Origin of the sequence: Microbispora sp. H11081 (genome assembly GCF_012999535.1) — a bacterium.
GTDB lineage: Bacteria > Actinomycetota > Actinomycetes > Streptosporangiales > Streptosporangiaceae > Microbispora.
In genome coordinates this window covers 1-23,859 of sequence record NZ_JABBWV010000016.1, presented here as the reverse complement: position 1 = coordinate 23,859, position 23,859 = coordinate 1, and the positions used below count along the sequence as shown (strand labels likewise).

15 protein-coding genes are annotated in these 23,859 nt (G+C 71.2%); 9 read left to right on the top strand and 6 right to left on the bottom strand.

Features of this window, described 5'->3' with window-relative positions:
• Positions 1-27 precede the first annotated feature (27 nt).
• Positions 28-2,571, bottom strand: coding sequence for a helix-turn-helix domain-containing protein (locus HHX31_RS28830; protein ID WP_169952080.1), 2,544 nt, complete (start codon positions 2,569-2,571; stop codon positions 28-30).
• A gap of 317 nt (positions 2,572-2,888) precedes the next feature.
• Between HHX31_RS28830 and HHX31_RS28825 the strand changes: the two genes are divergently transcribed.
• The 7 genes from HHX31_RS28825 (at position 2,889) to HHX31_RS28795 (ending at position 13,867) form a co-directional block, all read left to right on the top strand.
• Entirely contained in the window at positions 2,889-4,070 is a 1,182-nt protein-coding gene (locus HHX31_RS28825) for a glycosyl hydrolase (RefSeq protein WP_169952078.1), read from the top strand.
• A 307-nt stretch (positions 4,071-4,377) separates the two neighbouring features.
• On the top strand, positions 4,378-5,982 hold the full coding sequence (locus HHX31_RS33875; RefSeq protein WP_211590472.1) for a serine/threonine-protein kinase: 1,605 nt from the start codon (positions 4,378-4,380) through the stop codon (positions 5,980-5,982).
• Between the two features lie 438 nt (positions 5,983-6,420).
• A complete protein-coding gene (locus tag HHX31_RS28815) occupies positions 6,421-7,764 on the top strand; it encodes a hypothetical protein (protein ID WP_169952076.1) in 1,344 nt (447 codons plus the stop codon).
• 712 nt (positions 7,765-8,476) lie between these two features.
• Positions 8,477-9,727 carry a PQQ-binding-like beta-propeller repeat protein gene (locus HHX31_RS28810; RefSeq protein WP_169952074.1) on the top strand — a complete coding sequence of 417 codons (1,251 nt, stop codon included), beginning with the start codon at positions 8,477-8,479 and terminating at the stop codon, positions 9,725-9,727.
• Between the two features lie 634 nt (positions 9,728-10,361).
• Complete coding sequence (locus HHX31_RS28805; protein WP_169952072.1) at positions 10,362-11,822, top strand: M14 family zinc carboxypeptidase; 1,461 nt, start codon at positions 10,362-10,364, stop codon at positions 11,820-11,822.
• A 150-nt stretch (positions 11,823-11,972) separates the two neighbouring features.
• Entirely contained in the window at positions 11,973-12,863 is an 891-nt protein-coding gene (locus HHX31_RS28800; protein WP_169952070.1) for a MurR/RpiR family transcriptional regulator, read from the top strand.
• A 74-nt stretch (positions 12,864-12,937) separates the two neighbouring features.
• A complete protein-coding gene (locus HHX31_RS28795) occupies positions 12,938-13,867 on the top strand; it encodes an MBL fold metallo-hydrolase (RefSeq protein WP_169952068.1) in 930 nt (309 codons plus the stop codon).
• Between the two features lie 42 nt (positions 13,868-13,909).
• Here the strand turns inward: HHX31_RS28795 and HHX31_RS28790 are convergent, their stop codons facing one another.
• The 3 genes from HHX31_RS28790 to HHX31_RS35845 form a co-directional block, all read right to left on the bottom strand.
• Entirely contained in the window at positions 13,910-14,566 is a 657-nt protein-coding gene (locus HHX31_RS28790; protein ID WP_169952066.1) for a response regulator transcription factor, read from the bottom strand.
• Positions 14,563-15,720, bottom strand: a complete 1,158-nt coding sequence (locus HHX31_RS28785; protein WP_169952064.1) for a sensor histidine kinase — start codon at positions 15,718-15,720, stop codon at positions 14,563-14,565. Before HHX31_RS28785 ends, HHX31_RS28790 begins: the two co-directional genes overlap by 4 nt.
• A 292-nt stretch (positions 15,721-16,012) precedes the next feature.
• Complete coding sequence (locus tag HHX31_RS35845; RefSeq protein WP_169952062.1) at positions 16,013-20,758, bottom strand: ThuA domain-containing protein; 4,746 nt, start codon at positions 20,756-20,758, stop codon at positions 16,013-16,015.
• A 212-nt stretch (positions 20,759-20,970) separates the two neighbouring features.
• Here HHX31_RS35845 and HHX31_RS28775 point away from each other — a divergent pair, with 212 nt between their 5' ends.
• Positions 20,971-21,807 (top strand): YqjF family protein, encoded by an 837-nt coding sequence (locus HHX31_RS28775; protein ID WP_211590471.1) that lies wholly within the window; start codon positions 20,971-20,973, stop codon positions 21,805-21,807.
• Here the strand turns inward: HHX31_RS28775 and pdhA are convergent.
• Together pdhA and HHX31_RS28765 are read right to left on the bottom strand one after the other, a co-directional pair.
• Positions 21,774-22,859 carry a pyruvate dehydrogenase (acetyl-transferring) E1 component subunit alpha gene (gene pdhA, locus HHX31_RS28770; RefSeq protein ID WP_169952060.1) on the bottom strand — a complete coding sequence of 362 codons (1,086 nt, stop codon included), beginning with the start codon at positions 22,857-22,859 and terminating at the stop codon, positions 21,774-21,776. The two genes, HHX31_RS28775 and pdhA, sit on opposite strands and share 34 nt — an antisense overlap.
• A gap of 166 nt (positions 22,860-23,025) precedes the next feature.
• A complete protein-coding gene (locus tag HHX31_RS28765) occupies positions 23,026-23,637 on the bottom strand; it encodes a TetR/AcrR family transcriptional regulator (protein ID WP_169952058.1) in 612 nt (203 codons plus the stop codon).
• A gap of 108 nt (positions 23,638-23,745) precedes the next feature.
• Between HHX31_RS28765 and HHX31_RS36050 the strand changes: the two genes are divergently transcribed.
• The coding region (locus HHX31_RS36050; protein WP_018793523.1) for a Clp protease N-terminal domain-containing protein at positions 23,746-23,859 on the top strand (114 nt) is incomplete at its 3' end.

The following is a 23,859-nucleotide window of genomic DNA, read 5'->3' as shown; positions in this document are numbered from 1 at the left end:
CGTGCGCGTCCGTGCGGTCTCAGCCGCTCAGGCCGGTGACGCGGTGCCTTCGAATATCCCTAGCCGTGTCGCGAGCTGGGCCGCTGCGGGCGCTTCCAGGGCCCGGTAGAGCTCGTACGCCCGCCCCAGCAGTTCGCGTGCGGCGGGATCGTCCCGCTGTTCCGCGGTGGTCGCGAGGGCGACGAGCGTACGAGCCTGCAGCGCCGGGACCTGCTCGTCGGTCCAGTACCGCAGGGACCGGCGGAGGCGCTCTGCGGCCCGGGGGTCACCATGGCGGGCCTCGATCTCGCCGAGGCTCAGCTCGGTGAGTGCCAGTCCCCAGCGGTGTCCCTGGTCGCGGAAGAGAGCGGCCGCGGCGGCCAGCGCCTGTTCCGCCTCGTCCACACGGTGGGGTTCGTGCGCCAGCGTCTCGCCCAGCACCCGCAGGCTCTGGGCGGCGCCGATCAGGTCGCCGACCTGCTCGAAGAGTGTGGCGGCCGCGCGGGCGGCGCGCTCCGCCTCCTCGATCCGATGACAGGCCCGCAGGGCGCCGGCGAGACCCCGCAGGGCGTACGCCTCCGTGAACCGTGCGCCACATGAGCGGGCGACGGTCAGCGCGGAGTCGACGACCTCGACGGCGGCGGCCGTCTCGCCCCGTTCTCTCAGCACGAATCCGAGGCTCGTCAGCGCGATGGCCATGGCGAGAGGAAGGTCGGCCTGTCCGAGCCCTTCGACGGCCGTACGCAGCTCGGCCTCCGCCTCCTGCAGGCGACCGGTGATGCCCAGCGTGAAGCCGATCTCCTTGCCGGCCAGGGCGGCGCAGGCCGGGTCGCCGATCTCCTCCGCCAGCGCCTGTGCCTGGCGCAGAGCCGCAAGGGCGGCGTCGGGATCATCCAGCTCGATCAGGCAACTGCCGAGCCCGCGCAGCATCGTCGCCTCGCCGGGGCGATCACCGGCCTGCCGGCAGGCGGCCCGCGCCACGCTCACGGCCCGCTGCCAGTCGTCGTAGTATCCCCGCAGCTCGTAGAAGTCGGCGCCGCAGCCGGCCAGGCAGCGCGCAGTCGCGGTCAGACCCGCCTCCGCGCAGGCCGGCACCAGCACGGCCAGCGCCTCCCGCTCGGCTTCGAACCACTCGACGGGCCGCTCGGCGGCGACGGCACGAGCCCGCTGATCGGTGACGTCCGCCGCGTGGTCCCTGTCGTCGAGGTGGAGGCGCAGGCAGTCGAGGCGGTCATGCGCCTGCCGGGCGAGGGCCAGCCAGCCGGCGGCGACGCGGGCCAGCGCGGCCGTCCACTCAGCCTGGTCGATCTCGGCTTCCCGTCGCTCGCGCGCGTAGATCCGGGTGATGTCGTGGAACCGATATCGCGGCTGCCCGGCCTGATCGGGGCTGACCGCCTCCACGAGCCGCGCGTCGAGCAGTTCTTCGAGGACGGTGGCTCCCACGGCCGGATCGGCTCCCAGCAGGGCGGCCACGCACCACTCGGGAAAGGACGGCACCCCCAGCTCGCCGAGCAGCGCGAACGCGCGGGCGGCGGCGGGCGTGAGTCCTCGCAGGGCGAGACCGAGCCCCGGACGTACGGCCAGGTCGCCGTGGCGCAGCTCGTCGAGCCGGCGGCGTTCGTCGGCCAGCCGCTCGTTGAAGGACTCGACCGTCCAGTGCGGGCGGGCGGCCAGGCGCGCCCCGGCGATCCGTACGGCCAGGGGCAGCCCGCCGCACGCGGAGACCAGTTCGTTCGCCGCCGCGGGCTCGGCCCGTACGCGATCCTCACCGGCCACCCGGCTCAGAAGCCTGACAGCCGTCGGGCCGGGCAGCGGTCGCAGGTCGACAGAGGTCACGCCGGGAAGGCCGGTCAGCGGCAACCGGCTGGTGACCACCACGGCGACGCCCTTGGCCGGCAGCAGTTGCTCCACCTGGCGGTATCCGCCCGCGTCGTCAGCGACGAGAAGCACCTGCCGCGCTGCCAGCCTGTCCCGCAGCAGCGCGGCACGCGCGTCGGCGCCGGCGGGCAGGGCCGAGCCGTGCACGCCCAGGGCCCGCAGCCACTGGGCGAGCACCTCGGCGATGTCGGCGGGATCGGCGGTGGCGCCGCGCAACGCCGCGTACAGGTGCCCGTCGGGGAACCACGACGAGAACCGGTGGCCGGCGTGTACGGCCAGGGCCGTCTTCCCGACGCCCGGCGGCCCGGAGAGCACCGCGAGCCTCGCGTTGTCGTTGAGGGGGTCGAGGACCGCGGCGAGCAGCGCGAGTTCCTCGTCGCGTCCGACGAAGTCGGGAAGGTCAGGGGGCAGCTGCCTCCACGTGGGAGCGGCGGCGGGGGCGTCTTCCACCGGCGGGGTCCGGTGGGGCCGGCCGGCGCGGCTGGCCCAAAACAGGGCGTCGCCGGCGGCGAAGAACCTCTCCCGTTCCTGGCCGTCCAGGTCCAGCGCGGTGGCCAGTTGTTCCAGCGAACGGGGCCGGGGACCTCGGCCGCGTCCCCGTTCGAGCTCGGCGATCGACCGGGAGCTGATGCCCGCCCGCTCGGCGAGCGCCTCCTGGGTGAGGCGGAGCCTGAGCCGGTGAGACCGGAGCAGCGCACCGAACGCGTCTCCCACGCCTCAGCCTCCCGTGATCACGTGTCCACACCCTATGCCGCGATCAACTTCCGGCTCAACGTCAGGCTCAACGTCAGGCTGAACGTCATGGTGCGCCGGTCGGGCGCCGGGTTTGATGAGCGGAGCCGGTTTCCGTAACGGACGTGCCGGCACGCGGGGGGCAAGCCGGACCTGGGGAGCGGCCGACGGTCGATCCCCAGGTCCGGAGGGGCGCTCGTGTGGTCGCCGTCCTGGCCGGCATCGGAGGGCTGTGGCTCATGTCGCCGCCGAGGCGGGCGATGCGGAGGCCGGGGTCCCCGGCCGGGAAAGGAACAACTTTGAGGCGAATAGTCGCGGCGGTCGTCGCCGTAACGGCCGTGCTGTTCGGTCCGCAGGCGCCGGCGAACGCGGACACACCGACGGCCTTCGGCGCCTCCGTCAACCAACCGTCGGGGCAGACGTTCGCCCAGGCGCTGGCGGCCGCCGACGCGCGGTACGGGAAGCTCCCGGCCCTGCGCGTCTTCTTCACCGACGGTCCGGCGGCGTGGACCGACGTGAGGCTGAACACCCCTGGCCGGACGACCGTCGTGTCGTTCAAGTACAAACCGAAGGACGTGCTGGCGGGGAAGTACGACGCGTACCTGCGTTCGTGGTTCGCGAGCGCGCCCCGGGACCGGGACATCTTCTGGTGCTTCTACCACGAGCCGGAGGACGACATCCGCGACGGGCACTTCACCGCCGAGGAGTACAAGTCGGCGTGGCGGCGCATCGACAGCCTCGCCGACGAAGCGGGGAACGCACGGCTGTTCGCCACCACCATCCTGATGGACTACACGCTCACCAAGGCCAGCGGCAGGCAGTGGGAGGACTACTATCCCGGCTCCGCGTACGTCGACGTCATGGCGTGGGACGTGTACGGCTTCGACGAGGCGAGCGCCGAGACCATGGCCGCGCACAACGCGAGCCGTCCTGCCCTGGAGATCGCCCGGTCGCAGAACAAGCCGTACGCCGTGGCGGAACTCGGGGTGCGGGACCACGCCAACCGTCCGGCGATGCTGCGGGACATCGCGAAGTGGATGCGGAACACGGCCGACGCGCGCTTCGTCACCTACTACGACTCCGCCCTGTGGCCGCAGTATGACCTGGTCGGTGACAACGCGAGCATCCAGGCATGGGCCGGGGCGGTGAGCGGCGCGCTGTTCGCCGGCACTCCGGTGATGACCACGTCCGCAGGACCGGCGGCGCCGACGGCGACCACGATCGAGTGGACGACCCGGGTCGACCCGGCGCAGCAGAGCGGCTGGGTCTCCTGCGCGTCGTGGGCCACGGCCACGGAAGGGCAGTTCTCGGAAGGCCCCCGGCAGTACGTCGCCGGCAACCCCCGGACGATCACGTGCACGAGGAGCGGCCTGCAGCCGAGGACGGCGTACCAGGCCCGGCTCAAGTGGTGGGACGCCCAGACGGGCGGAACGACGCTCTACAAGAGCAACATCGTCGACCTGACCACCGCCTCCGGGTGACGGCTGTCTCCGGTCTCTCGCAGTAAGGGCTCACGAGGCGGACAACCCCCGGACCCACGGTTCGGGGGTTACCCGCATGGTCCGGCGTGAGCGGTTCCGGCGGCGCCTCGGACCCGTCGCCGTGAGGCGTACCGCGTCGCTAGTGGCCCGTCACGCACCCTTGGCCGGGTCGGTCACTGCGCCGGAAGGAACCTCCGGTCCTCGCGAAGCCCGCTCCGCTGGGCCTTCGCTGCGGTCCTCGCTCCCTTCCGCTCCGCTCCCTCAAGCCCGGTGAATGTCGGTGGACAGCGCACTAGGGTTCGGTGTCATGGTCACCCCTTTGGAGCCCGGCGACCCGCGCGCACTGGGTGAGTTCACGCTCGGGGGACGGCTCGGCGAGGGCGGCCAGGGGGTGGTGTTCCTCGGCCGGTCGCCACGCGGGGAACAGGTCGCGGTGAAGGTGCTCAAGTCGGGGCTCGACTCGTCGGTGCGGGAACGGCTGGTCCGGGAGCTCGACGCGATGCGCGGAGTCGCGCCCTTCTGCACCGCCCGGGTGCTGACCGCGGTCGTCGACGGGCGGACGCCGTACGTCGTGAGCGAGTTCATCGACGGGCCGTCCCTGCAGCAGCGGGTCGACTCCGGCGGTCCGCTGCGGGACGGCGAGCTGGAACGCCTCGCGGTCGGCACGGCGACGGCGCTGGCGGCCATCCACGCGGCCGGGATCGTGCACAGGGACTTCAAACCGGCCAACGTGCTGCTCGGGCCGGACGGCCCCCGGGTGGTGGACTTCGGCATCGCCAGGCACGGCGCGAGTGACACGATCACGGCGGGGCCGATCGGCACCCCGGCCTACCTGGCTCCCGAGCAGATCGCCGGGGACCCGGCCACGCCCGCCTGCGACGTGTTCGCGTGGGGAGCCACGATGGTCTTCGCCGCCACGGGGCGTACGGCCTTCGGCGCGGCCACCGTGCCCGCCGTCATGCATCGGATCCTGACCGCGGAGCCCGACGCCTCGGCACTGCCCCGCTCACTGCGCGGGGTGGTCGAACGCTGCCTCGCCAAGGATCCCGCCCGCCGGCCGGCCTCCCGCGACCTGCTCCTGGAGCTCGTCGGCCACGCCCCAGACCCGCTTCAGGCGGGCGCGGCCGCGGCGACCACCAGGCCGGAAGCCGTACCTGGGACGACCGCGATTCTCCCTGCCTTCCCGCCTGCCGGTCCGGCCGGGACGAGCCCGTCGGCCCCGGACACCAAGGTGGCGACCACCGCCACGGGCGGCCGGAGGGCTTCCCGCGCCGGGATCGTGGCCGGGGTGGTGGCCGCCGTGGCCGCGGTGGCGGTCACGGCGGCGGTGCTGGGGCCGCGCCTGCTGTCCGACGGCACGGCATCCTCCTCGACGCAGGGCGTCATGACGAGCGTCTCGCCGGGCGGCGGCTCACCACAACCGCCGCCCGCCGACACCACGCCGGGGGAAACCGTCACGGACGACGGCGCGACCCCGTACGACGACGCGACCCCGTACGACGACGGCGCGACCCAGGACGACACCGGGACCACGGAGGACGCCGGCGGGGACCCCACGGCGACGCAGAAGGGCTCGCCAGTGCCCTCGACCACGCCGGGCGGGACGGTTCCCGCCGCGTTCGCCGGCACCTGGGGAGGCCATCTGGAGCCCGACGAGCTCGTGGGAACCAGCGAGACCGACGTCCTGATCGTGCTGCAGCCGGGTAAGCGCTCCGGAAGCTGGACGGACACCAACACCTCGTGCCGGGGAACCCTGACGCTGACCCGCAGTTCGGCCACGGCGCTCGTCTTCAGGCTGGACGCGTGCACCCCGGGCAGGATCACCCTGATCCAGACCGGGGAAGGGCTCGCCTACCGAGGGGACGGCCACGAAGGCGACGTCACCTTTGAGGGTCTGCTGGTCAGGGACTGACGAGCAGACCGGTGCGTTTTCTTTCCGCACTCCGGAAAGTGGATCGTTCCATTCGGCTCTCGTCGCGGAATCGCTGGTTGAGCGAATGGCCGGCACCGGTGCGGAGCGCTCGCGAACGTCCGGGGTAATCCGCCCTCACGGCACGTAATCCCTGGTCAGAGGCCATATCCGGAAGTAATACGCAGTGTGGTGGGAAAAGTTCCAGTGGGCGCTTATGGGCCGCTGATACCCTTTACACCTTTCGGTAACTCTGATTATTACGGGGCGGAAGTGACGACGGGGCCCGATTATCAGCAGCAGTATCCGCCTCAGCCGCCGCAGTGGCAGTCGGCACCGCAGCCCCCTCCGCCGCAATGGGGGTACGGACCGCCACCAGGGCAGTGGCAGCCTCCGCCGCCGCCTCCTCCTCCTGCTCCCGGACGCAGGACCGGGCTGTGGGTGACTCTCGGCATCGTGTCCCTCGTGCTCGTCGTCGCGGTGGGCGCAGGGGTGGGCCTGGTCCTGCGGGGCGGAGGCTCCGGTGGCGATGTCACGGATGACGGCGTCACCGACCCGAACACGGTCGTCGTGAAGGACGAGGAGATCGCCAAACTGATCGAGGGGCACAGTAGGGCGCTGGCCTCCGGCGACGCCAAGGCGTTCACCTCGATCTTCGACCAGGAGAACGCCGCCCTCGTACGCGGTCAGGCGAGGGTCTTCGCCAACCTGCGCAAGATGCCGCTGGCCGAGAAGTCCTACCAGAAGCTGGGCCGCCAGGGCCGGGCCGAGGACAGTTTCGGGCGGGGCGTGAAGTTCACGCAGGACGTCGCGTTCGTCCACCGATTCGACGGCATCGACCTGCGCCCCGTCGCCGAGTGGTACCGCTGGACCATCGAGAAGGCGTCGCCGAACGCGCCGCTCGTCGTGACGAAGGTGGCGGGCGCGCCGCCGCCGATCAGCGGCGAGGCGTCGAAGACGGTCTACTACCCCGGACCATGGGACATCTGGCCGGACATCGAGGTGGTCAAGGCGGGCAGCAGCCTCGTCCTCGCCAGGCCGCAGGACGCCGCCCTGGCCCGGCGCGTCGCGCCGATCGTCTCGGCCGCCGCCACGAGGAACTTCGCTTTCTGGCGCAAGAACGGCGATCAGAACGCCGCCGTGCCGTCCGGGTTCGTAGTGGCACTGGTCGAGGGACAGGCCCAGCTCGGCAAGCTGTTCCGCACCGCCAAGGCGGAGGAGGCCGGCGTCTCCATCCCGATGCCGAGCTGGCAGGTCGGAGACGACACGGTGAAGGTCGGCGGCACCCGCATCGTGATGGACACGACCACCGAGTTCTTCGATAACACCCAGGGAATCGCCGATATCTCCGAGCACGAGCTGGCGCACTCCCTGATCGCCGGGCTCGACAGCGCCGGCTTCAGCTTCCTCGGCAGGGCGAAGTGGATCACCGAGGGCTTCGCCGAGTACATGGCCGGCCGCGACCGGCCGGTCACCGACGATCGGCGGCTCCCGGAGGGCCGCGCCTACCTGGAGGGACGGCTCGCCATGCCCTTCGGGGGCACGCTGCCGGACAACGTTCAGTGGGACTACAAGGGGATGACGAGCACCTACTACTTCATGGGGCATCTGGCCATGCGGTACATCGCCGAGAAGTACGGCGAGCGGAAGCTGGTCGAGGGCGTGGTCGCGGCCTACCGGGCGTCGGGCGACGACAGCGAGGCCGCCCTGTTCCAGGTGCTCGGGGTGACGAAGGCGAACTTCGAGCGGCAGTGGACGGCCTACGTCCGCGCCCGGCTCGCGTGATCGGGGGACGGCCATGACGGATCGGCACGCAGGAGAAGACCCGTACATCGGCTCCGGCCCGCCACAGCCGCAGGCCGGCGGGCAGGAGCAGCCACACCCCGGCCAGGGACATCCGGGTGAAGCGGGCGGATGGAGTCCCACCGCCCCAAGTCAGCAGGCGTACGGGGGTCAGCAGGGGTACGGGCAGGCACCGCCTCCCGGCCCCGCGTACGGGCAGCAGGCGTACGGGGGTCAGCAGGCTTATGGGCAGGCACCGCCTCCCGGGCCCGCGTACGGGCAGCAGGCTTATGGGCAGGCACCGCCTCCCGGGCCCGCGTATGGGCAACAGGCGCACGGGCAGCAGGGTGGTCAGGGGCCGTGGGGCGCGTCCCCGCCCGGTCAGGCCGGTCCGGGCCCGCAGACCCCTCCCACGTACGGCCAGCCTGGCCCACCCGGTCAGGCCGCGCCCTGGGGTCCGGGCGCCCCCGCGGCCCCGGCTCCGTACGGTCAGCCGAGTCAGGGATATCCGGGGCAGGGCTATCCGGGACAGGGTTACGCCGGTCAGGGATATCCAGGCCATGGCTACGCGGGCCAGGGGTACCCGGGGCAGCAGTACCCGGGGCAGCAGGGCTACGCGGCTCCCGTACATCCCGCGCAGGGACCCACGCTACAGCCACAGCCGCCTACGTCCCGGCGCAGGGGCGCCACGCCGCTGTTCGTCGCGCTCGGGCTGGTGGTGCTGCTCGCGGTGGGCGCGGGAACCGCCTGGTTCGTCGCGCGCGGAGGCTCCGCCACCGGATCCGGCGGCGGCAAGGAGTGGTCGGTCCCGCTCGCGAACGCCGACAGCATGGACTTCACCCAGGGGCTCGCGTTCGCGAGCTGGCTCGGCGACTCGACGGTGATCCGGGTGCAGCGGGACGGGGTGCTCGCCTACGACCTGGCCTCGGGCAAGCGCGCCTGGGGCACGCCCTCGCCCGGCGAGCAGCTCTGCGGCGCCACACCGGACCTGGCGAGCGGCAAGGGCGCCGTGGCGTACGGCAGCGGGCAGTTGTGCGACCACCTGGCCGGCATCGACACCGCGACGGGGAAGATCACGTGGAAGATCAAGATCCCGGCGGAGAAGTCCCGGCTGGCGAACCTGCTCATCACGCCCCGCATCATGAGCGCGGGTGACATGGCCGTGGTCTACGCGAATCGCGTGCTGTCCGGCTACCGGCTGTCCGACGGCGGCAAGCGGTGGACCTTCCAGTTCCCCGACGGCTGCCACGTGAAGGACGTGAACGCGGCGGCGGCGCGGGTGGCCCTGCTCCTCGAATGCTTCGTCCGAGGAGATTCCGGCGTCGTGCTGGTGCTCGACCCGAAGACCGGCAAGGCCGGATGGCAGTACAAAATGGGTGATCTGCGGCTGATGAGCACGATGTTGTCGGCCGACCCGCTGATCGTCAACCAGGAGAACGGCGACAAGAACACCGTCACCGTCCTCGACGACGGAGGCCGCAAGGTCAGCGAGTTCACGACCGGCAAGGTGGACATGCTCGCCATGAACAAGGTGGCGTTCGTGGACGGGATGTTCGAGCAGCGCCGCTACGCGGTGCACGGCGACCGCCTCTACCTCGCGACGTTCCCTGAGAACGTGCCGGGAGCGGGGCGTTCCGGCAACGCGATCCTCGCCCTCGACATCAAGACCGGCAGGCAGGTGTGGCAGTCGTCCGGCACGACGCCCGGCATGCTGACCCCCGTCCGCGCCGACGAGCACGGCCTGCTCGCCCTGGAGGCCGGCGACCGGCGCGTGCTTCCTCCCCGGCTCGTACGCCTGGACGCGGCCACCGGCAAGGCGGAGGAGGTGGCGGAGTTGCCGCAGGAGTACGGCACGGACGGAGAGGACGCACGGGTCTTCGAACGGAACGGCGTTGTCGTCATCGTGCCGTGGACCCCGGTGGCCGTGAAGCACGCGGTGATCTACGTCGACACCGGGGAGAGGTGAACGCGACGCGACCGCGCCGGCCCGGGGCTCTCCGCTCACCGTTTCGGAAAACGGCGAAACGACAGGTGAATGACAGATGCCGAGTCAACGAACGTCTGTGCGCTGTCCTGCCGGAAAATTAACCAGCTGCCTGGTCGTCATCGACAAAGGCATTTACAACACGGTCGGTGATGGAGTGAAGCGCGGTCTGGTGATTTCGCCGAGCCCGCGCGGATGAGCCCTCTTTCCCGATGCGCGTCGAGTGTGGCTTCCGATGTGCGTCGAGCGGGCGCGCGTCGGCCAGGAGGGGGACGGGCGACGCCGCCGCGAGCGCGAAGCCGCGCCCCCGGCCCTCGGAGTGCCTTCGCCTTGGAGCTTCCCGCGCCCCTGCGGCGCGTCGTGGGGCGGCGCGGGGGAGAGCAGGACGTTCTCGCACCTCGGGATTTCGTCCAGCGTGCGGAAATCACTCGCGCGTTTCCCGGATGTGCGGAGAAGGCCGACGATCAGCAGTTGACAGGTGAACATTCAACGCGCAGACTTACTGAAAATTTGCAGTCAGCGACAGTCGGGGGATGTCGCGCGCTGCCGAAAGACGGCTCGGAGAAAAGGAAGCTCTCGCGTTTCCCGCTCTTCCGTGGCTGAGAAAGGTTTCAGCATGTCTTCAGGAGGCACGTCCCCCTCCACTGCCTCTGCCGCCCGGAAACGCGTACTCGCGCTGGCGCTCGGCGCCGGTTTCCTGGCGACTCTCGTCGCTCCGGCCGCGGGTGCCGGCGCCGCCACGCAGGCGGACAGCCAGGCCGTCGTCCAGCAGGAGGCGCCGAGCCTGCCCAGCGGGCGGACCACCTACCGGACCATCACCGACTACAACAACGAGATGCTCGCGCTCAGCGCCGAGCACCCCGGCGTCGTCAAGCACATCACGCTGCCGCACAAGACCCGCCAGGGCCGGGAGGTGTACGGCATCGAGGTCAGCCACGACGTCGACGCCGCCGACGGCAAGCCGGTCCTGTTCATGATGGGCATGCACCACGGCAACGAGTGGCCCTCCGGGGAGCACACGCTGGAGTTCGCCTACGACCTGGTCAACAACGACGGCAAGGACCCCCAGGTCACGCGCCTGCTCGACCAGGCGCGGGTCATCTTCGTGCCGGTCGTCAACGTCGACGGCTTCCTCATCAACCGGCGTACGAGCTGCGGTGTCTCCCCGACGTGCGCGAGCAGCGGCGGCGTCGACATCAACCGCAACTACCCCTTCGGCTGGGGCAGCAACGCCGGCTCGAACGCGACGAACCGCGGGCCGGGCCCCGGCTCCGAGCCCGAAGTGCAGAACATCATGGACCTGACCAAGAACAACCAGGTCACGGTCCTGATCACGAACCACACCTCCGGCCACACCCTCCTCCGTCCGCCGCTGGAGAAGCGCGCGGGCGACGCCCCGGACGAGGCCGTCTACGCCGCCCTGACCGACGCGATGGCGGCCAAGAACGGCTACACCGGCATGAAGTCGGGCTACGACTACGAGACGACCGGGGAGACCCCGGACTGGTCGTACTACGCGACCCGCGGCCTCGGGTTCACCTTCGAGATCATGCGGACCCAGTCGACCAACAACACCTATCCCGAGGTGATCGAGGACTACACGGGCACCGGTCGCTACGAGGGCAAGTCGAACCGCGAGGCGTTCATGGTGGCCCTGGAGTACGCGGCCGACCCGGCCGGGCACTCCGTCATCACCGGCAAGGCGCCGAAGGGCGCGGTCCTGAAGATCACCAAGGACTTCGACCTGTGGACCGCGCCGATCAGGCAGGCGGGCAACGTCCTTGACCCGCCGCAGCGGGTTCCCACCCACCTGGAGTCGACGCTGGTCGCGCCGACCAACGGCAAGTTCGAGTGGCACGTCAACCCGTCCGTACGACCGGTCCCGGCGTACACCGAGACCGGGGTCGTCGCCACCGGGCCGGGCAACTTCGTCAAGGAGAGCTGGACGCTGACCTGCGCCCGCCCGACGGGCGAGGTGCTCGAGACGGTGCACGTGACCGTCGACAGGGGCGAGCAGGTGGACGTGCGGCTGCAGCAGTGCAAGACGAGGTTCAACGGCAACGGCCCGAAGAGCTGACCGACGTCACTCAGCAGCGGCGAAGCCGGGCGGTCCCCACGGGGGCCGCCCGGCGGCGTTGCACCCGGCGGGCGCTCCACGATTCATGAGTAAGGCGGCCGGCCCAGGAGGCAGGTCCCCTCACTCCACGAGGAAGGGAAGTGTTCCACGATGAGGAACGTCCCGGAGACAGGCCGATCGCTCGCCGTGCTGGACGCCTCCCGGATCGCCGCGAACCTGCGGGCGCTCTTCGCCGGCCACCGGTTCTCTCCGTCCCAGCGCAGGATCGCGCGCTACCTGCTGGACAACGCGCAGGAGGCCGTCTTCTTCACCAGCGCGGACCTCGCCGAGCGCGCCGGAGTCAGCCAGCCGTCGGTCACCCGCTTCGCCGCCGCGCTCGGGTTCCGCGGGTTCCCCGAGTTCCGGGATGCGCTGCGCATGTCCGTGTTCGCCGAGCAGCCGCCGGACACCTCGGCCGGCCGGCTCAACGAGATCCAGGAGCTCGTCAACTCCGAGATCCGCGACCTGGAGCGGCTGCGCGACGGCCTCGCGGATCCCGCCCAGCTCCGGCGGGTAGCAGGAAGCCTGGCCAGGTCGAGCCCGCTCCTGGTCATGGGACTGCGGATCTCCGCGCCGCTCGCGCATCTGTTCGGCTACCTCGCCGAGAAGGTGCTCCCTGACGTACGCGTGCTGGACGTGCCGGGCTCGGTCCTGGAGGACCGGCTGGGCAGGGCGGCGGAGTCGGGCGCGGAATGGGTGCTCGCCATCGGCCTGCCGCGCTACCCGCGTGAGCTGGCGGAAGGGCTCCTCTGGGCGCGGCGCGTCCGGCTGAAGGTCGCCCTCGTCACCGACCAGCCGGTGGGCCGGCTCGCCGAACTGGCGGACGAGGTCCTGCCGGCCCCGGTGAGCTCGGACTTCGCGTTCGACTCCCACGCCGGTCCCGTGGTTTTGTGCACCGCGCTGCTGCACACCATGCTGGACGTCCTCGCCGACGAGGGGCAGGCCCGCCTGGAGGCGTTCGACGACAGAGCCGCGGAGCGCCAGGTCTTCCTCACCGGCTGACCCGTGGTGACGGCGCGCACCGGCCCTGTCGGTAAGGTCCCCTGGTCACCAGCGGACGAGGGGGATGAGTGAGCATGATGGAGCGGACCGGCGAAGCCAGGTTGCACGAGGTGGCGCAGGGGATCTTCGCGTGGGTGCAGCCGGACGGCACATGGTGGCTGAACAACGCCGGAGCCGTGGCGGACGACGACGGGGTCCTGATCGTCGACACCTGCGCGACCGAGGCACGCACCCGGCGGTTCCTCGGCGCGGTCGCCGCGGCGACCGGCGGCGCCCCGGTCCGGATGGCGGTGAACACCCATCAGCACGGGGACCACTGCTACGGCAACAGCCTGCTTCCTGACGACACGGTCGTCTTCGGGCACGCGGCGATGAGAGAGGCGTTGCTGGCCGATCCGCTCATCGACGGATGTCCGCCGATATGGACTCCGGTGCCCGACTGGGGACATGTGACGCGCCGCCCACCGACGGTGGTCTTCTCCTCCGAGCTGACCGTCCATCTGGGGAAGCGCCGGGTCGAACTGCGGCATCCCGGTCACGCCGCCCACACCCCCGGGGACGTGGTGGCGTGGCTTCCCGGCGAGCGCGTGCTGTTCGCGGGGGATCTGCTGTTCAACGGCCTCACCCCGATGGTGCTGATGGGGTCGGTCGAGGGGGCGTTGCGGTCGCTGGACTGGCTGGCCGCCTTCGAACCCGAGCACGTCGTGCCGGGACATGGGCCGCTCGCAACGGCGTCGGATCTACCGGACGTGCTGGCGGCGCACGAGCGGTACTACCGCTTCGTCCTCGACACCGCCCAGGCAGGACGTGAGAACGGGCTCACCCCGCTGGCCGCCGCGCAGGCCGCCGACCTGGGCGAGTTCGCCGGATGGGCGGACGCCGAGCGCCTGGTGCTCAACCTGCACCGCGCCTACGCCGAGGCCGAAGGCGGCGAGGTCGATCTCTTCGCCGCCTTCGGCGACGCGATGGCCTGGCACGGTGGGCCGCTGCCGACCTCGCTGTGAGGCGGGCGGGCATCGGATCCGGCACCACGACGGCCCGAGGCCTTAGCCACCGGGGCGTACCAGGCCGCTCTCGTAGGCGAGGATGACGAGCTGGACCCGGTCGCGGACGTCCAGCTTGGCTATGGCCCTGGTGACGTGGGTCTTGGCGGTCAGAGGGCTGATGACGAGGCGCTCGGCGATCTCGCCGTTGGACATGCCGAGCGCGACGAGCCGCACCACCTCCAGCTCACGTGTGGTGAGGGCGTCCAGCCGCTTCCCGGCGTCGGGCGCGAGGTCCTGCCGCCGGGCGAACCGCTCGATGACGCGGCGGGTGACCCCGGGGGACAGGAGCGCGTCGCCGGCGGCCACTGCGGTCACCGCGCGGCGCAGCTCGGCCGGTTCGACGTCCTTGGTCAGGAAACCGCTGGCTCCGGCCCGCAGAGCGGCGAAGACGTGCTCGTCGGTGTCGAAGGTGGTGAGGATGACGACCCGGCAGTCCTGGCCCTCGACGATGCTCCGGGTGGCCGTGATGCCGTCCGTACCCGGCATGCGGATGTCCATGAGGACGACGTCGGGGCGGGTGCTCTCGGCCAGCCGCACGGCCTCGGCGCCGTCGGCGGCCTCCCCGACGACGGCCACGTCCCGCGTGCGGGCCAGCAGGCTGCGGAAGCCCGCGCGTACGAGCGCCTGGTCGTCGGCGAGGAGCACTCTGATCGTCACTCCGGTGAGCCTGCCACAGGGATCTCGGCCCGCACGGCGAAGCCTGTCGGCGCAGGACCGGCGGTGAGCGTCCCGCCGAGGGCGCGCACCCGCTCGCGCATGCCGGTGAGGCCGTTTCCCTCGGTGACGCCGCCGGATGGATCGCCCTTGCCGTCGTCGGCGATCTCGACCGTGACCGAACGCGGGCGGCGATCGACCGTCACCTCGGCCATGGTGGCCCCCGAATGCCTGAGCGTGTTGGCGAGGGCCTCCTGCACGATGCGGTGAACCGCGACGGAGGCGGTCGCTGGGATCGTGGACAGGTCCCCGTGTTCGTGAAGGGTGACGTCGAGCCCGGCGGCGCGGGCGTCCGCGACGAGCACGCCGATGGAGGACGCGTCGGGCTGGGGCGCGGTGCCGGCGGGGTCCTCCCGCAGGACGGCGATGAGCGCGTTGAGGTCCTTCATCGCCCGGTTCCTGACGTCCTGGGCCAGGCCCAGCGCGGCGGCCGCCTCGGCCGGCTCCTCCCGCAGGGTGTCGGCGGCGACGTTGAGGTGGACGCCGACGACGGCCAGCGTGTGCGCGACGATGTCGTGCACCTCGCGGGCGACGCTCAGGCGCTCCTCCGCGGCGCGGGCGCGATACTCGGCCTCCCGCAGCAGGTCGCGCCGCCGCAGCGACGCGGCGTAGGCGAGTCCCGCCGCGACGAGGGCCGCGAGCAGCAGCCCCTCGCCGAGGGTGTGGACGAGGTAGCGGGTCAGGTTCCGGCCGGCGATCCCCGAGGCGTCGACGGCGGAGTAGACGAGCTGGGCGACGCCGACGGCGACCACCCAGCGCGTGCGGGAGGCGGCGGCCGCGGTGAAGTAGGCCGCCGCCACCGGCCAGATCCACCCGGCGGGCGACGGATGCCCCCAGTGGTAGGCGAAGACGGCGGCGACCGACAGCAGCAGCACGGTCATCGGCCACCGGCGCCGGACGAGCAGGAGCGCGCCGAGGACAAGGGCGACTGGGATAACGCCGTCCCATGGTCGCCGTACGCCGGTGGCGAGGGCGACGGCCACGAAGAGGACCACGGTGAGAGCGGCGAGCGCGACGTCGGCGATCCAGCCGGTCCGGCGACCCCGGCTCGAAGGGCGAGCGGAGGCGGGCGCGGGCACTGTGAGGGATGCGGCCATGCGGGCCCTTTCACGAGGGACTGGTGACGCCGCAACGCTAGGGCGGGTCGCGTCCGCGCCGCGTCGTACGGCCGCACGCACCTCGGTCCTCCTCCGACCGGGGTACGGCTACTCCGCCGGGAGTATTCCGCGCTTCGCGGAGACCTGACGCGGGCGAGCCAGAAACGGAAACGCGCCGGGGCCGGCCGGCTGTTCGGCCGGTCGGCCCCGGTTGTGCTAGAGCGGTGTCCTCGTCGTGGGGACCGTGGTCACCGCCGGTGCGGTCGGCGGCAGCCGGCCGCGGATAGGCAGCTCAGCGGCAGCCGGCCGCGGCGTAGGCCGCCTCGTAGGACGAGGTGACCTGCTTGCCGTCGATCGTCGCGGTCCCCTTCACGGTCACCGTGCCCGCGCCGATCTGCCCGGCCCGGGTGTTGAAGGACTGGTACGCCTGCTTGCCCGGAGCCACGTCGGCCACGGTCTTGGCACCGTACGGAGTGGTCAGCGTGACAGTGGCCGGCGCGTCGCCGTCGTTCACGGCCGTCACGGCGAGGTACGCCGAGGTGCCGATACAGCGGGACGAAGCTGTCACGGTCAGCTTGACCTCCGGCGAGTCGCCCCGGCCGCGGACGAGCGTGAAGTCGTCCACGTCGAAGTCCGCCCCGGTGAACACCAGGTAGAGCTTCACGCTCCCGGAGGGGACGTTCGTGAGCGGCGTCGAGACGTCCGTGTACGACTCCCACCCGCCGGTGTTCGGCACGGTGACGGTGCCGAGCACGGGGCCGGTCGGTGAACCGGTCCTGATCTCGAAGCCGCCGCTGGGCGCGGGGGAGGCCACCCGGGCCGTGAAGCGGGTGACGCCGGTGAGGTCCACGCCGTCGTACGCCGCCCAGTCGCCGGGGTTGACGTAGCCGAGCACGGTGCCGCCGTGCGCGGGGGCGTGGGGGTAGGTGTCGACGCCGTTCGCCTCGGTCCAGCTCTCGGCCTGGATGGTGACGTCGCCCTCCGACGCGCCGAGCTCCTTGATACGGATGTTCCGGAACGCCACCTCGTCGCCGTCGCCGTGGTTCTGGATGCCCACGTGGCCCTGCTGGAGGGACCGCTTCGGGTCGGTGTTGAGGAAGTCGTTGATCTTCACGCCGTTCAGGAAGATCTGCAGGCGCTCGCCCTCCACGCGGATCTCGTAGGTGTTCCACTGCCCCGGCGGGTTGAGCGCGGCGTCCCGGGCCGCCAGGTCCGCCGACTGGAAGCCGTAGACCGACCCGGTCGTCCTCTCCGGGGCGTCCGTGGCGTCGATCTGGATCTCGTAACCGTTGTCGACCGCCGACCACGGGTCGTCCGAGGCGGGGAAGCCGACGAAGACGCCCGCGTTGTCGTCGCCGCGCATCTTCCAGTCGAGCTTGAGCGAGTAGGAGCGGAACTCCTTCGCCTTGTACCAGAACAGCCCCAGGCCGCCGTGGGAGGTCAGGGTGCCGTCGGTGTTGGTGAATCCGCCGGGCCCGGCCTGCTCCCAGCCGGTGGTGCTGCCGTCGTAGAGCGTCGTGTAGCCGGTCTCGGGACGGCAGTCGGCCTTGACGTCGCCCATGGCGTACCTGATGCCGCCGAGCAGGTGCTGCCGGAACTCCGGCTCGGAGAAGGAGGACGCCGTGTGCCCGCCGCCCGTGTAGAACGACCGGCCGCCCTGATACTCCTTGCACCAGGCGATCGGGTGGTCGTCGCCCATCTTCCCGCCCGAGTACGACTTCTCGTCGAGCGTGGCCAGCACGTGCGCGGTGCTGCGGGCGTTGGTCCGGTAGTCGTACCACTCGTCGGTACGCGTCCACGTCGGCCCGAGGTGGGCGGTCGCCGGGTGCGCCCGGTCCTCCACCTTCACGGTCGCCTGCTGTACGGCGGGGTGGGAGGCGAACCACGCTCCGACCAGGCCGCCGTAGAACGGCCAGTCATACTCGGTGTCCGCCGCCGCGTGGATGCCGGCGTAGCCGCCGCCCGCCTTGACGTACGCCTCGAAGGCCGCCTGCTGGGCGTCGTTCAGCACGTCGCCCGTGGTGCTGAGGAACACCACGGCCTTATACTTCGCCAGGTTCTCGGCGGTGAAGACGGCGGGGTCCTCGGTCGCGGTGACCGTGAAGCCCAGGTCCTTGATCGCCTGTACGCCCGCCGGGATCGAGTCGTGCCGGAAGCCGGCCGTACGGGAGAAGACCAGGACCTCGCCCTCGGCGCCGCCCGGGGTCGCCGTCGTCCACTTCTGCGCGGCGCGGCCGTCACACGTCCTGATGACGATCTGGGCGGGGTCGGTCGCGTCGAGGCACTTGCCCGACTGGGGGTTCTTGATGGTGCCGTCCGTTCCGACGGTCCACATCTGCGCGCCGACGCCGGAGACGCAGTCCCAGATCTGCACCCGCGTGCCGTCAGCGGTGCCGCCGTTGGACACGTCGAGGCACTTGCCGAGCGAGCGGAGGGTGTCGCCGCTGGCGGTCCAGACCTGCGCCCCGGTCCCGTTGCACTCGTAGAGTTGCACCTTGGTGCCGTTGGCGGGGTCGGCGTTCGCGACGTCGAGGCACAGGCCGCCGGCGCCGACGATCGGTGCCGGGCTCGCGCCGGCCGGCGGCTCGGCCGTCAGCGTGAAGTCGTCCAGGTCGAACAACGCGCCGTCGTGGCCCTGGAAGACCAGGAAGAGCTCTGTCGTCCCGGCCGGGGCGTTCGACAGCGGCGCGGACACGTCGGTGAACGTCTCCCAGCCGCCGGTGACGGGCACGCTCACCTTGCCCAGCAGGGTGCCGGTCCGCGACCCCGCGCGCACCTCCAGGGTGCCGCCCTTCCCGCCGGAGGAGACTCGGGCGGTGATCCCCTTGGCCTTGCTCAGTTCGTAGGGCTTGAAAGAGATCCAGTCGCCCGCGTTGATGTCACCCACGGTCTTGCCGCCGTGCGCGTTGCTCTTCCCGATCGGGTTTACGCCCTCGGAGGCGGTGTAGTGCTCAGCCTGGCGGTGCCGCGGCTGCAGGATGTGCTGGGCGTGGGTGGTCAACCCGCCCTTGTCGGTGTATTCGGCGTCGAACACCGCGAAGATGTTCGCCGCGTCGTCGTGCTCGCCGTCGACCGGGATGGTCAGCTCTCCAGAGCAGCCGGTCTTCGAGGAGATCTGGTGGCCGTGGCTGTCGTGGCCGAGCACGTAGGTCATCTTGACCTTCGAGCAGTCGATCTCGCCGTCCTCCGGGTCGGTGACCTTGATCGAGAAGGGCACCGGATCGCCCCACTGGAACAGGCTGCCGGCCACGGGCGTCTCGATGGTCACGGCCGGCGCGGTGTTGCCCGCCGTGACGACCACGCTCGCGCTGCCGCTGTTGCCCCCGGGGTCGCGCACGGTGAGCGTCGCGGTGTACGTGCCGTCCTTGTCGTACGTCTTGACCGGGTTCGCCTCGGTGGAGGTGGTGCCGTCGCCGAAGTCCCAGGCGTAGGTGAGCGTGGCGCCCTCGGGGTCGGTGGAGCCGGCCGAGGAGAACGTGACCGTGAGAGGCGTCTCGCCCGACGTCTTGTCGGCCTTGGCCACGGCGATCGGGGAACGGTCGCGGCCCTTGATGTACTCGAAGCGGTACAGCGCCGAGTTGGCGTCGCCGTTGAAGTAGCCGGTGCCGTAGTCGAGTACGTACAACGCGCCGTCCGGGCCGAACTCCAGGTCCATCACCTGGGTGCCGGTCCAGGGGAAGTCCGCGATGTCGCCGCGTGCGCCGTCGGCCTTCACGTCGATCGCCTTGATCCACCTGCGGCCGAGCTCACCGGCGAAGAAGTGGCCGTCCAGGTCCTGCGGGAACTTGACCGCGGACTCCAGATCGGCGTCGTAGCGGTAGACAGGCCCGCCCATCGGCGACTCGGAGCCGCCGCCGAACTCGGGCGGAGAGCCGGCGTCGCCGCCGTACCTGATCCACGCGGGCTGCGCGGGCGGCAGCGTGCGCTGCCCGGTGTTGCGCGGGGAGGCGTTGACCGGCCCGCCGGCGCAGTCGTACTTCGCTCCGGAGGGACCGGAGGGGAAGGTGAACTTGTTGTAGGTCTCGACCGAGGTGTTGGTGCCCGTGCAGTACGGCCAGCCGTAGTTGCCTGGGCCGGTGACGCGGTTGAACTCGACCTGGCCGCTCGGCCCGCGGTTGGCGTCCGTGGTGCCCGCGTCGGGACCGTAGTCGCCCACGTAGACCACGCCGGTGGCCTTGTCGACGCTCATCCGGAACGGGTTGCGGAAGCCCATGGCGTAGATCTCGGGCCGCGTGTCCGGGGTGCCGGGCGGGAACAGGTTGCCCTCGGGGATGTCGTAGGTGCCGTCCGGCTCGACCTTGATGCGCAGGATCTTGCCGCGCAGGTCGTTGGTGTTGCCGGAGGTGCGCTGGGCGTCGTACGCCGGGTTGCGGTCGGGCCGCTCGTCGATGGGGGAGTAGCCCGACGAGTCGAAGGGGTTGCTGTCGTCGCCGGTCGACAGGTAGAGGTTGCCGTCGGCGTCGAAGTCCATGTCGCCGCCCACGTGGCAGCAGATGCCGCGGTCGGCCGGCACGTCGAGGATCTTGACCTCGCTGGACTTGTCCAGCGTCCAGTCGGGCTTGATCGTGAACCTGGACAGCCGGTTCACACCCTTCCAGGCCGAGAAGTCGGACGCGGTGGCGGGGGCGTCGCCGTCGGGCGTGTCGAGGCGGGGGGCGTAGTAGAGGTAGACGAACCGGTTGGTCGCGAAGCCCGGGTCGGCCGCGACCCCCTGGAGGCCCTCCTCGTCGTGGGTGTAGACGTTCAGCGTGCCGACCACGGTGGTGTCGCCGCGGGCGTCGGTGCGCCGCAGGACTCCGTCACGCGCGGTGTGCAGCACCGACAGGTCGGGCAGCACGCTCATCGTCATCGGCTCGCCCATCTCGGCGACGCCCTTGGCCATCTCCACGCGCTGGTAGTCGGCGGCGTCGACGGGCGCCGTGTGTGCCTGGGCCGGCGCGGCCGGGGTGAGCACGGCCAGGCCAGGGAAGGCCAGGACTAGGGCACAGGTCTGCGCGATCCGTTTTCTTAGGCGATCGGTCGGCCGCCTGGGGGGCATGGCGGAGGTTCCCTTCGTCGGTGCGGTACGCCCGGCACGATCCCGGGCGCGTGACCTCGCTTCACAGATCCACCTCGGAAGCGGTGATCGCACCGAACGTAAGCTCCTTTTGCCGATCTGTGAAGATAGTTCTAGTGAAAGCTGGATAACTTTCGTCATGCATAGCGAAAGTTCCTGTGCCGGCCGACGCCTGGTGCGGACCGCGTGCCGCGATGGGTCTCCTGGGTAGCAACCCCGGCATGGTCTCCAACCCGGGCATGGTCTTCCCCACGGCAGGACGGGTCGAGCGTCCCGTGATGCTCCACCACTGGTCCGACATCACCTTCGTCCACTGGAGGTATCCGCCCGAGATCGTGGAGGCGTTCCTGCCGGACGGGCTCACCGCCGACACCTTCGAGGGGTCCGCGTACGTAGGACTCACGCCGTTCCTGATGCGCGGCGTTCGGGCGCCGGGGGTGCCGCCGCTGCCGGGGCTGTCGCGCTTTCCCGAGACCAACGTGCGCACCTACGCGCGGGACGCCCAGGGGCGGCGCGGCCTGTGGTTCCTGTCGCTGGACGCCGGGAGTCTGCCCGCGGTGCTCGGCGCCCGGGCCGCGTACGGGCTGCCGTACTACTGGTCGGACATGTCGGTGACCGGCGAGGGGTCGCGGCGGCGCTACCGCTGCGTGCGCCGGTGGCCGGGCCCCTCCGGGGCGCGGTGCGACGTCGACGTCGACCTCGGCCCCGCGCTCGGCGAGGCCGAGCGGGACGGCCTCGCGGACTTCCTGGTCGAGCGGTACCGGCTCTTCACGCTGGTCGCGGGCCGTCTGGCGACCGCCGAGGTGGCACACCCGCGCTGGCCACTGCACCATGCCCGGCTGTCCGGGCTGGACCAGGGGCTGCTCGAAGCGGCCGGCCTGCCCGCGCCCGCCCACGACCCGCTCGTGCACGCGTCTCCCGGCGTGCCCGTACGGGTCGGCATGTGGCGCATGGTCGGCCGTACCGGGGTGTCCGTCGCGACGTCAGGCCCGCCAGGTCACGCGCCGTGGTCCTCGAAGCGGTCGAGATAGGCGGCGTACCAGGCCCGCTCCTCCTCCACGAGCGCGTGCCGGTCGGCGTAGACGTGGTCGAACATGGCGTCCACCGGCGGATCGGGCATGGCGATGACGCCGTCGCGCAGTTCGAGGGCGATCCGGTCGCCCTCCTCCTCGACCTCGGCGAAGAACGCGTCGTCGGCCATGCCCTCCCGCAGCAGGTACGCCCGCAGGCGCGCGATCGGGTCCTTCTCCCGCCACGCGTCCACCTCACCGGCGGGCCGGTAGCGCCCCGGGTCGTCGGAGGTGGTGTGCGGGCCCATCCGGTAGGTGTACGCCTCGATGAGGAACGGCCCGCCTCCGGAGCGGGCGTGCCGCAGCGCCGCCTTCGTCACGGCGAGGCAGGCCAGCACGTCGTTGCCGTCCACCCGTACGCCGGGGAAGCCGAAGCCCCGCGCGCGCTCGAAGATGGGCGCCCGGCTCTGCCGCCCTGCGGGGTGGGAGATGGCCCACTGGTTGTTCTGGCAGAAGAACACCACCGGCGCGTCGAACACGGCCGCGAAGTTGAACGCCTCGTTGACGTCCCCCTCGCTCGCCGCGCCGTCGCCGAAGTAGGCCACGACGGCCGAGTCGTCGCCGTCCCTGCGTACCCCCATGGCGTACCCCACGGCGTGCAGCGTCTGCGCGCCGAGCACGATCGTGTAGAGGTGGAAGCGCGTCTCCCTGGGGTCCCAGCCGCCGTTCGTCGTGCCCCGCAGCATCCCCATGAGCGTGAGGGGGGCGATGCCGCGGCACCAGGCCACGCCGTGCTCCCGGTAGGAGGGGAAGACGTGGTCGTCCGGCGCGAGCGCCCGGCCGGAACCGATCTGGGCCGCCTCCTGCCCCAGACTGGGGATCCACATCCCCAGTTCGCCGAGACGCTGGAGGGCGAAGGCCTCCCGGTCGACCCGGCGCACCAGCGTCATGTCGCGATACAGCCCCCGATACTGGCTCTTCGACAGATCCAGGTCGTACTCGGGATGCGCCACACGCTCGCCTTCGGGCGTGAGCAACTGGACCAGATCTTCGGCCTCGTCCTGGCGCCGCACGTCGTCTCCTCTCTGACAACGGTGACCGGTGCCGGCGCCTCCATCACCGCGAGGTCATCGGCGCCGTCCGGAAGCCAATCATTGCGGCTGTGCGGCCCGTTAGATCACACCGCGTGCCCGCCACGCCGGTGACCTGCGGTTTCGTGTGAGCGTCTGGAGGCGGGGGTCAGCTTGCCGAGGCGGCGGGGCGCAGGCCCGCGAAGACGATCGCGAGCGTACGGGCGCGCAGATCGGGCCCCCACCGGGTGTGCAGGGACGCCTGGCACAGGCCGATCAGCAGGGCCATGACCTCCGGCACGCGCACGTCGGACCGTACGGCGCCGGCCTGCTGGGCCTTGCCGACGAGCACCTCGACGGCCTCGCGCAGGGCGAGTACGGGCTTGGCGACGGTGACCGGGATGCCGGCCTGGGCGAGCAGGTCGACGACGGTCTTCTGTTCCGCGGCCTGCTCGACGGTGCGGCTGAAGAAGGTGAAGAACGCGGTGGCGGGGTCGCCTTCCGCCGCGAGCGTACGGGTCTCCTCGGCCAGCCGTACGGCGACCTCGTGCATGATCGCCTTGAGCAGGGACTCCTTGGTGGGGAAGTGCCGGAAGACGGTCCCGATCCCGACCCCGGCCTTCTGCGCGATCTCCTCGGTGGAGGCGGAGGGGCCCTTGGCGGCGAACACGGCCTCGGCGGCCTCCAGGATGCGCGCCCGGTTGCGCTGGGCGTCGGCGCGTAGCGCTCGCACCGGTCCTGCGGAGGTGTCCGGTCCGGGAACGCTCTGGTGGTTCGGCATCCCTCGGCTCTCCCACGCCTCGATTGACATCCGGATTCGCCGCTTCATAGCCTAGAACCGAAGTGGAGACTCCGATTGTAGGGTCACGCCGCAGCGAGGAGCGACGAGATGTTCGAGAGGTTCACCGACCGTGCGCGGCGGGTTGTCGTTCTGGCTCAGGAAGAGGCCAGGATGCTCAACCACAACTACATCGGTACTGAGCACATTCTTCTTGGTCTGATC

Excerpts from the sequence above, each read along its gene's own strand:
- HHX31_RS28800 (WP_169952070.1), top strand. The coding sequence starts at position 11,973 with ATGAGGAACGTCCCGGAGACAGGCCGATCGCTCGCCGTGCTGGACGCC.
- HHX31_RS28775 (WP_211590471.1), top strand. The coding sequence starts at position 20,971 with ATGGGTCTCCTGGGTAGCAACCCCGGCATGGTCTCCAACCCGGGCATG.
- HHX31_RS28785 (WP_169952064.1), bottom strand. The coding sequence starts at position 15,720 with ATGGCCGCATCCCTCACAGTGCCCGCGCCCGCCTCCGCTCGCCCTTCG.
- HHX31_RS35845 (WP_169952062.1), bottom strand. The coding sequence starts at position 20,758 with ATGCCCCCCAGGCGGCCGACCGATCGCCTAAGAAAACGGATCGCGCAG.
- HHX31_RS33875 (WP_211590472.1), top strand. The coding sequence starts at position 4,378 with ATGGTCACCCCTTTGGAGCCCGGCGACCCGCGCGCACTGGGTGAGTTC.
- HHX31_RS28805 (WP_169952072.1), top strand. The coding sequence starts at position 10,362 with ATGTCTTCAGGAGGCACGTCCCCCTCCACTGCCTCTGCCGCCCGGAAA.
- HHX31_RS28765 (WP_169952058.1), bottom strand. The coding sequence starts at position 23,637 with ATGCCGAACCACCAGAGCGTTCCCGGACCGGACACCTCCGCAGGACCG.
- HHX31_RS28795 (WP_169952068.1), top strand. The coding sequence starts at position 12,938 with ATGATGGAGCGGACCGGCGAAGCCAGGTTGCACGAGGTGGCGCAGGGG.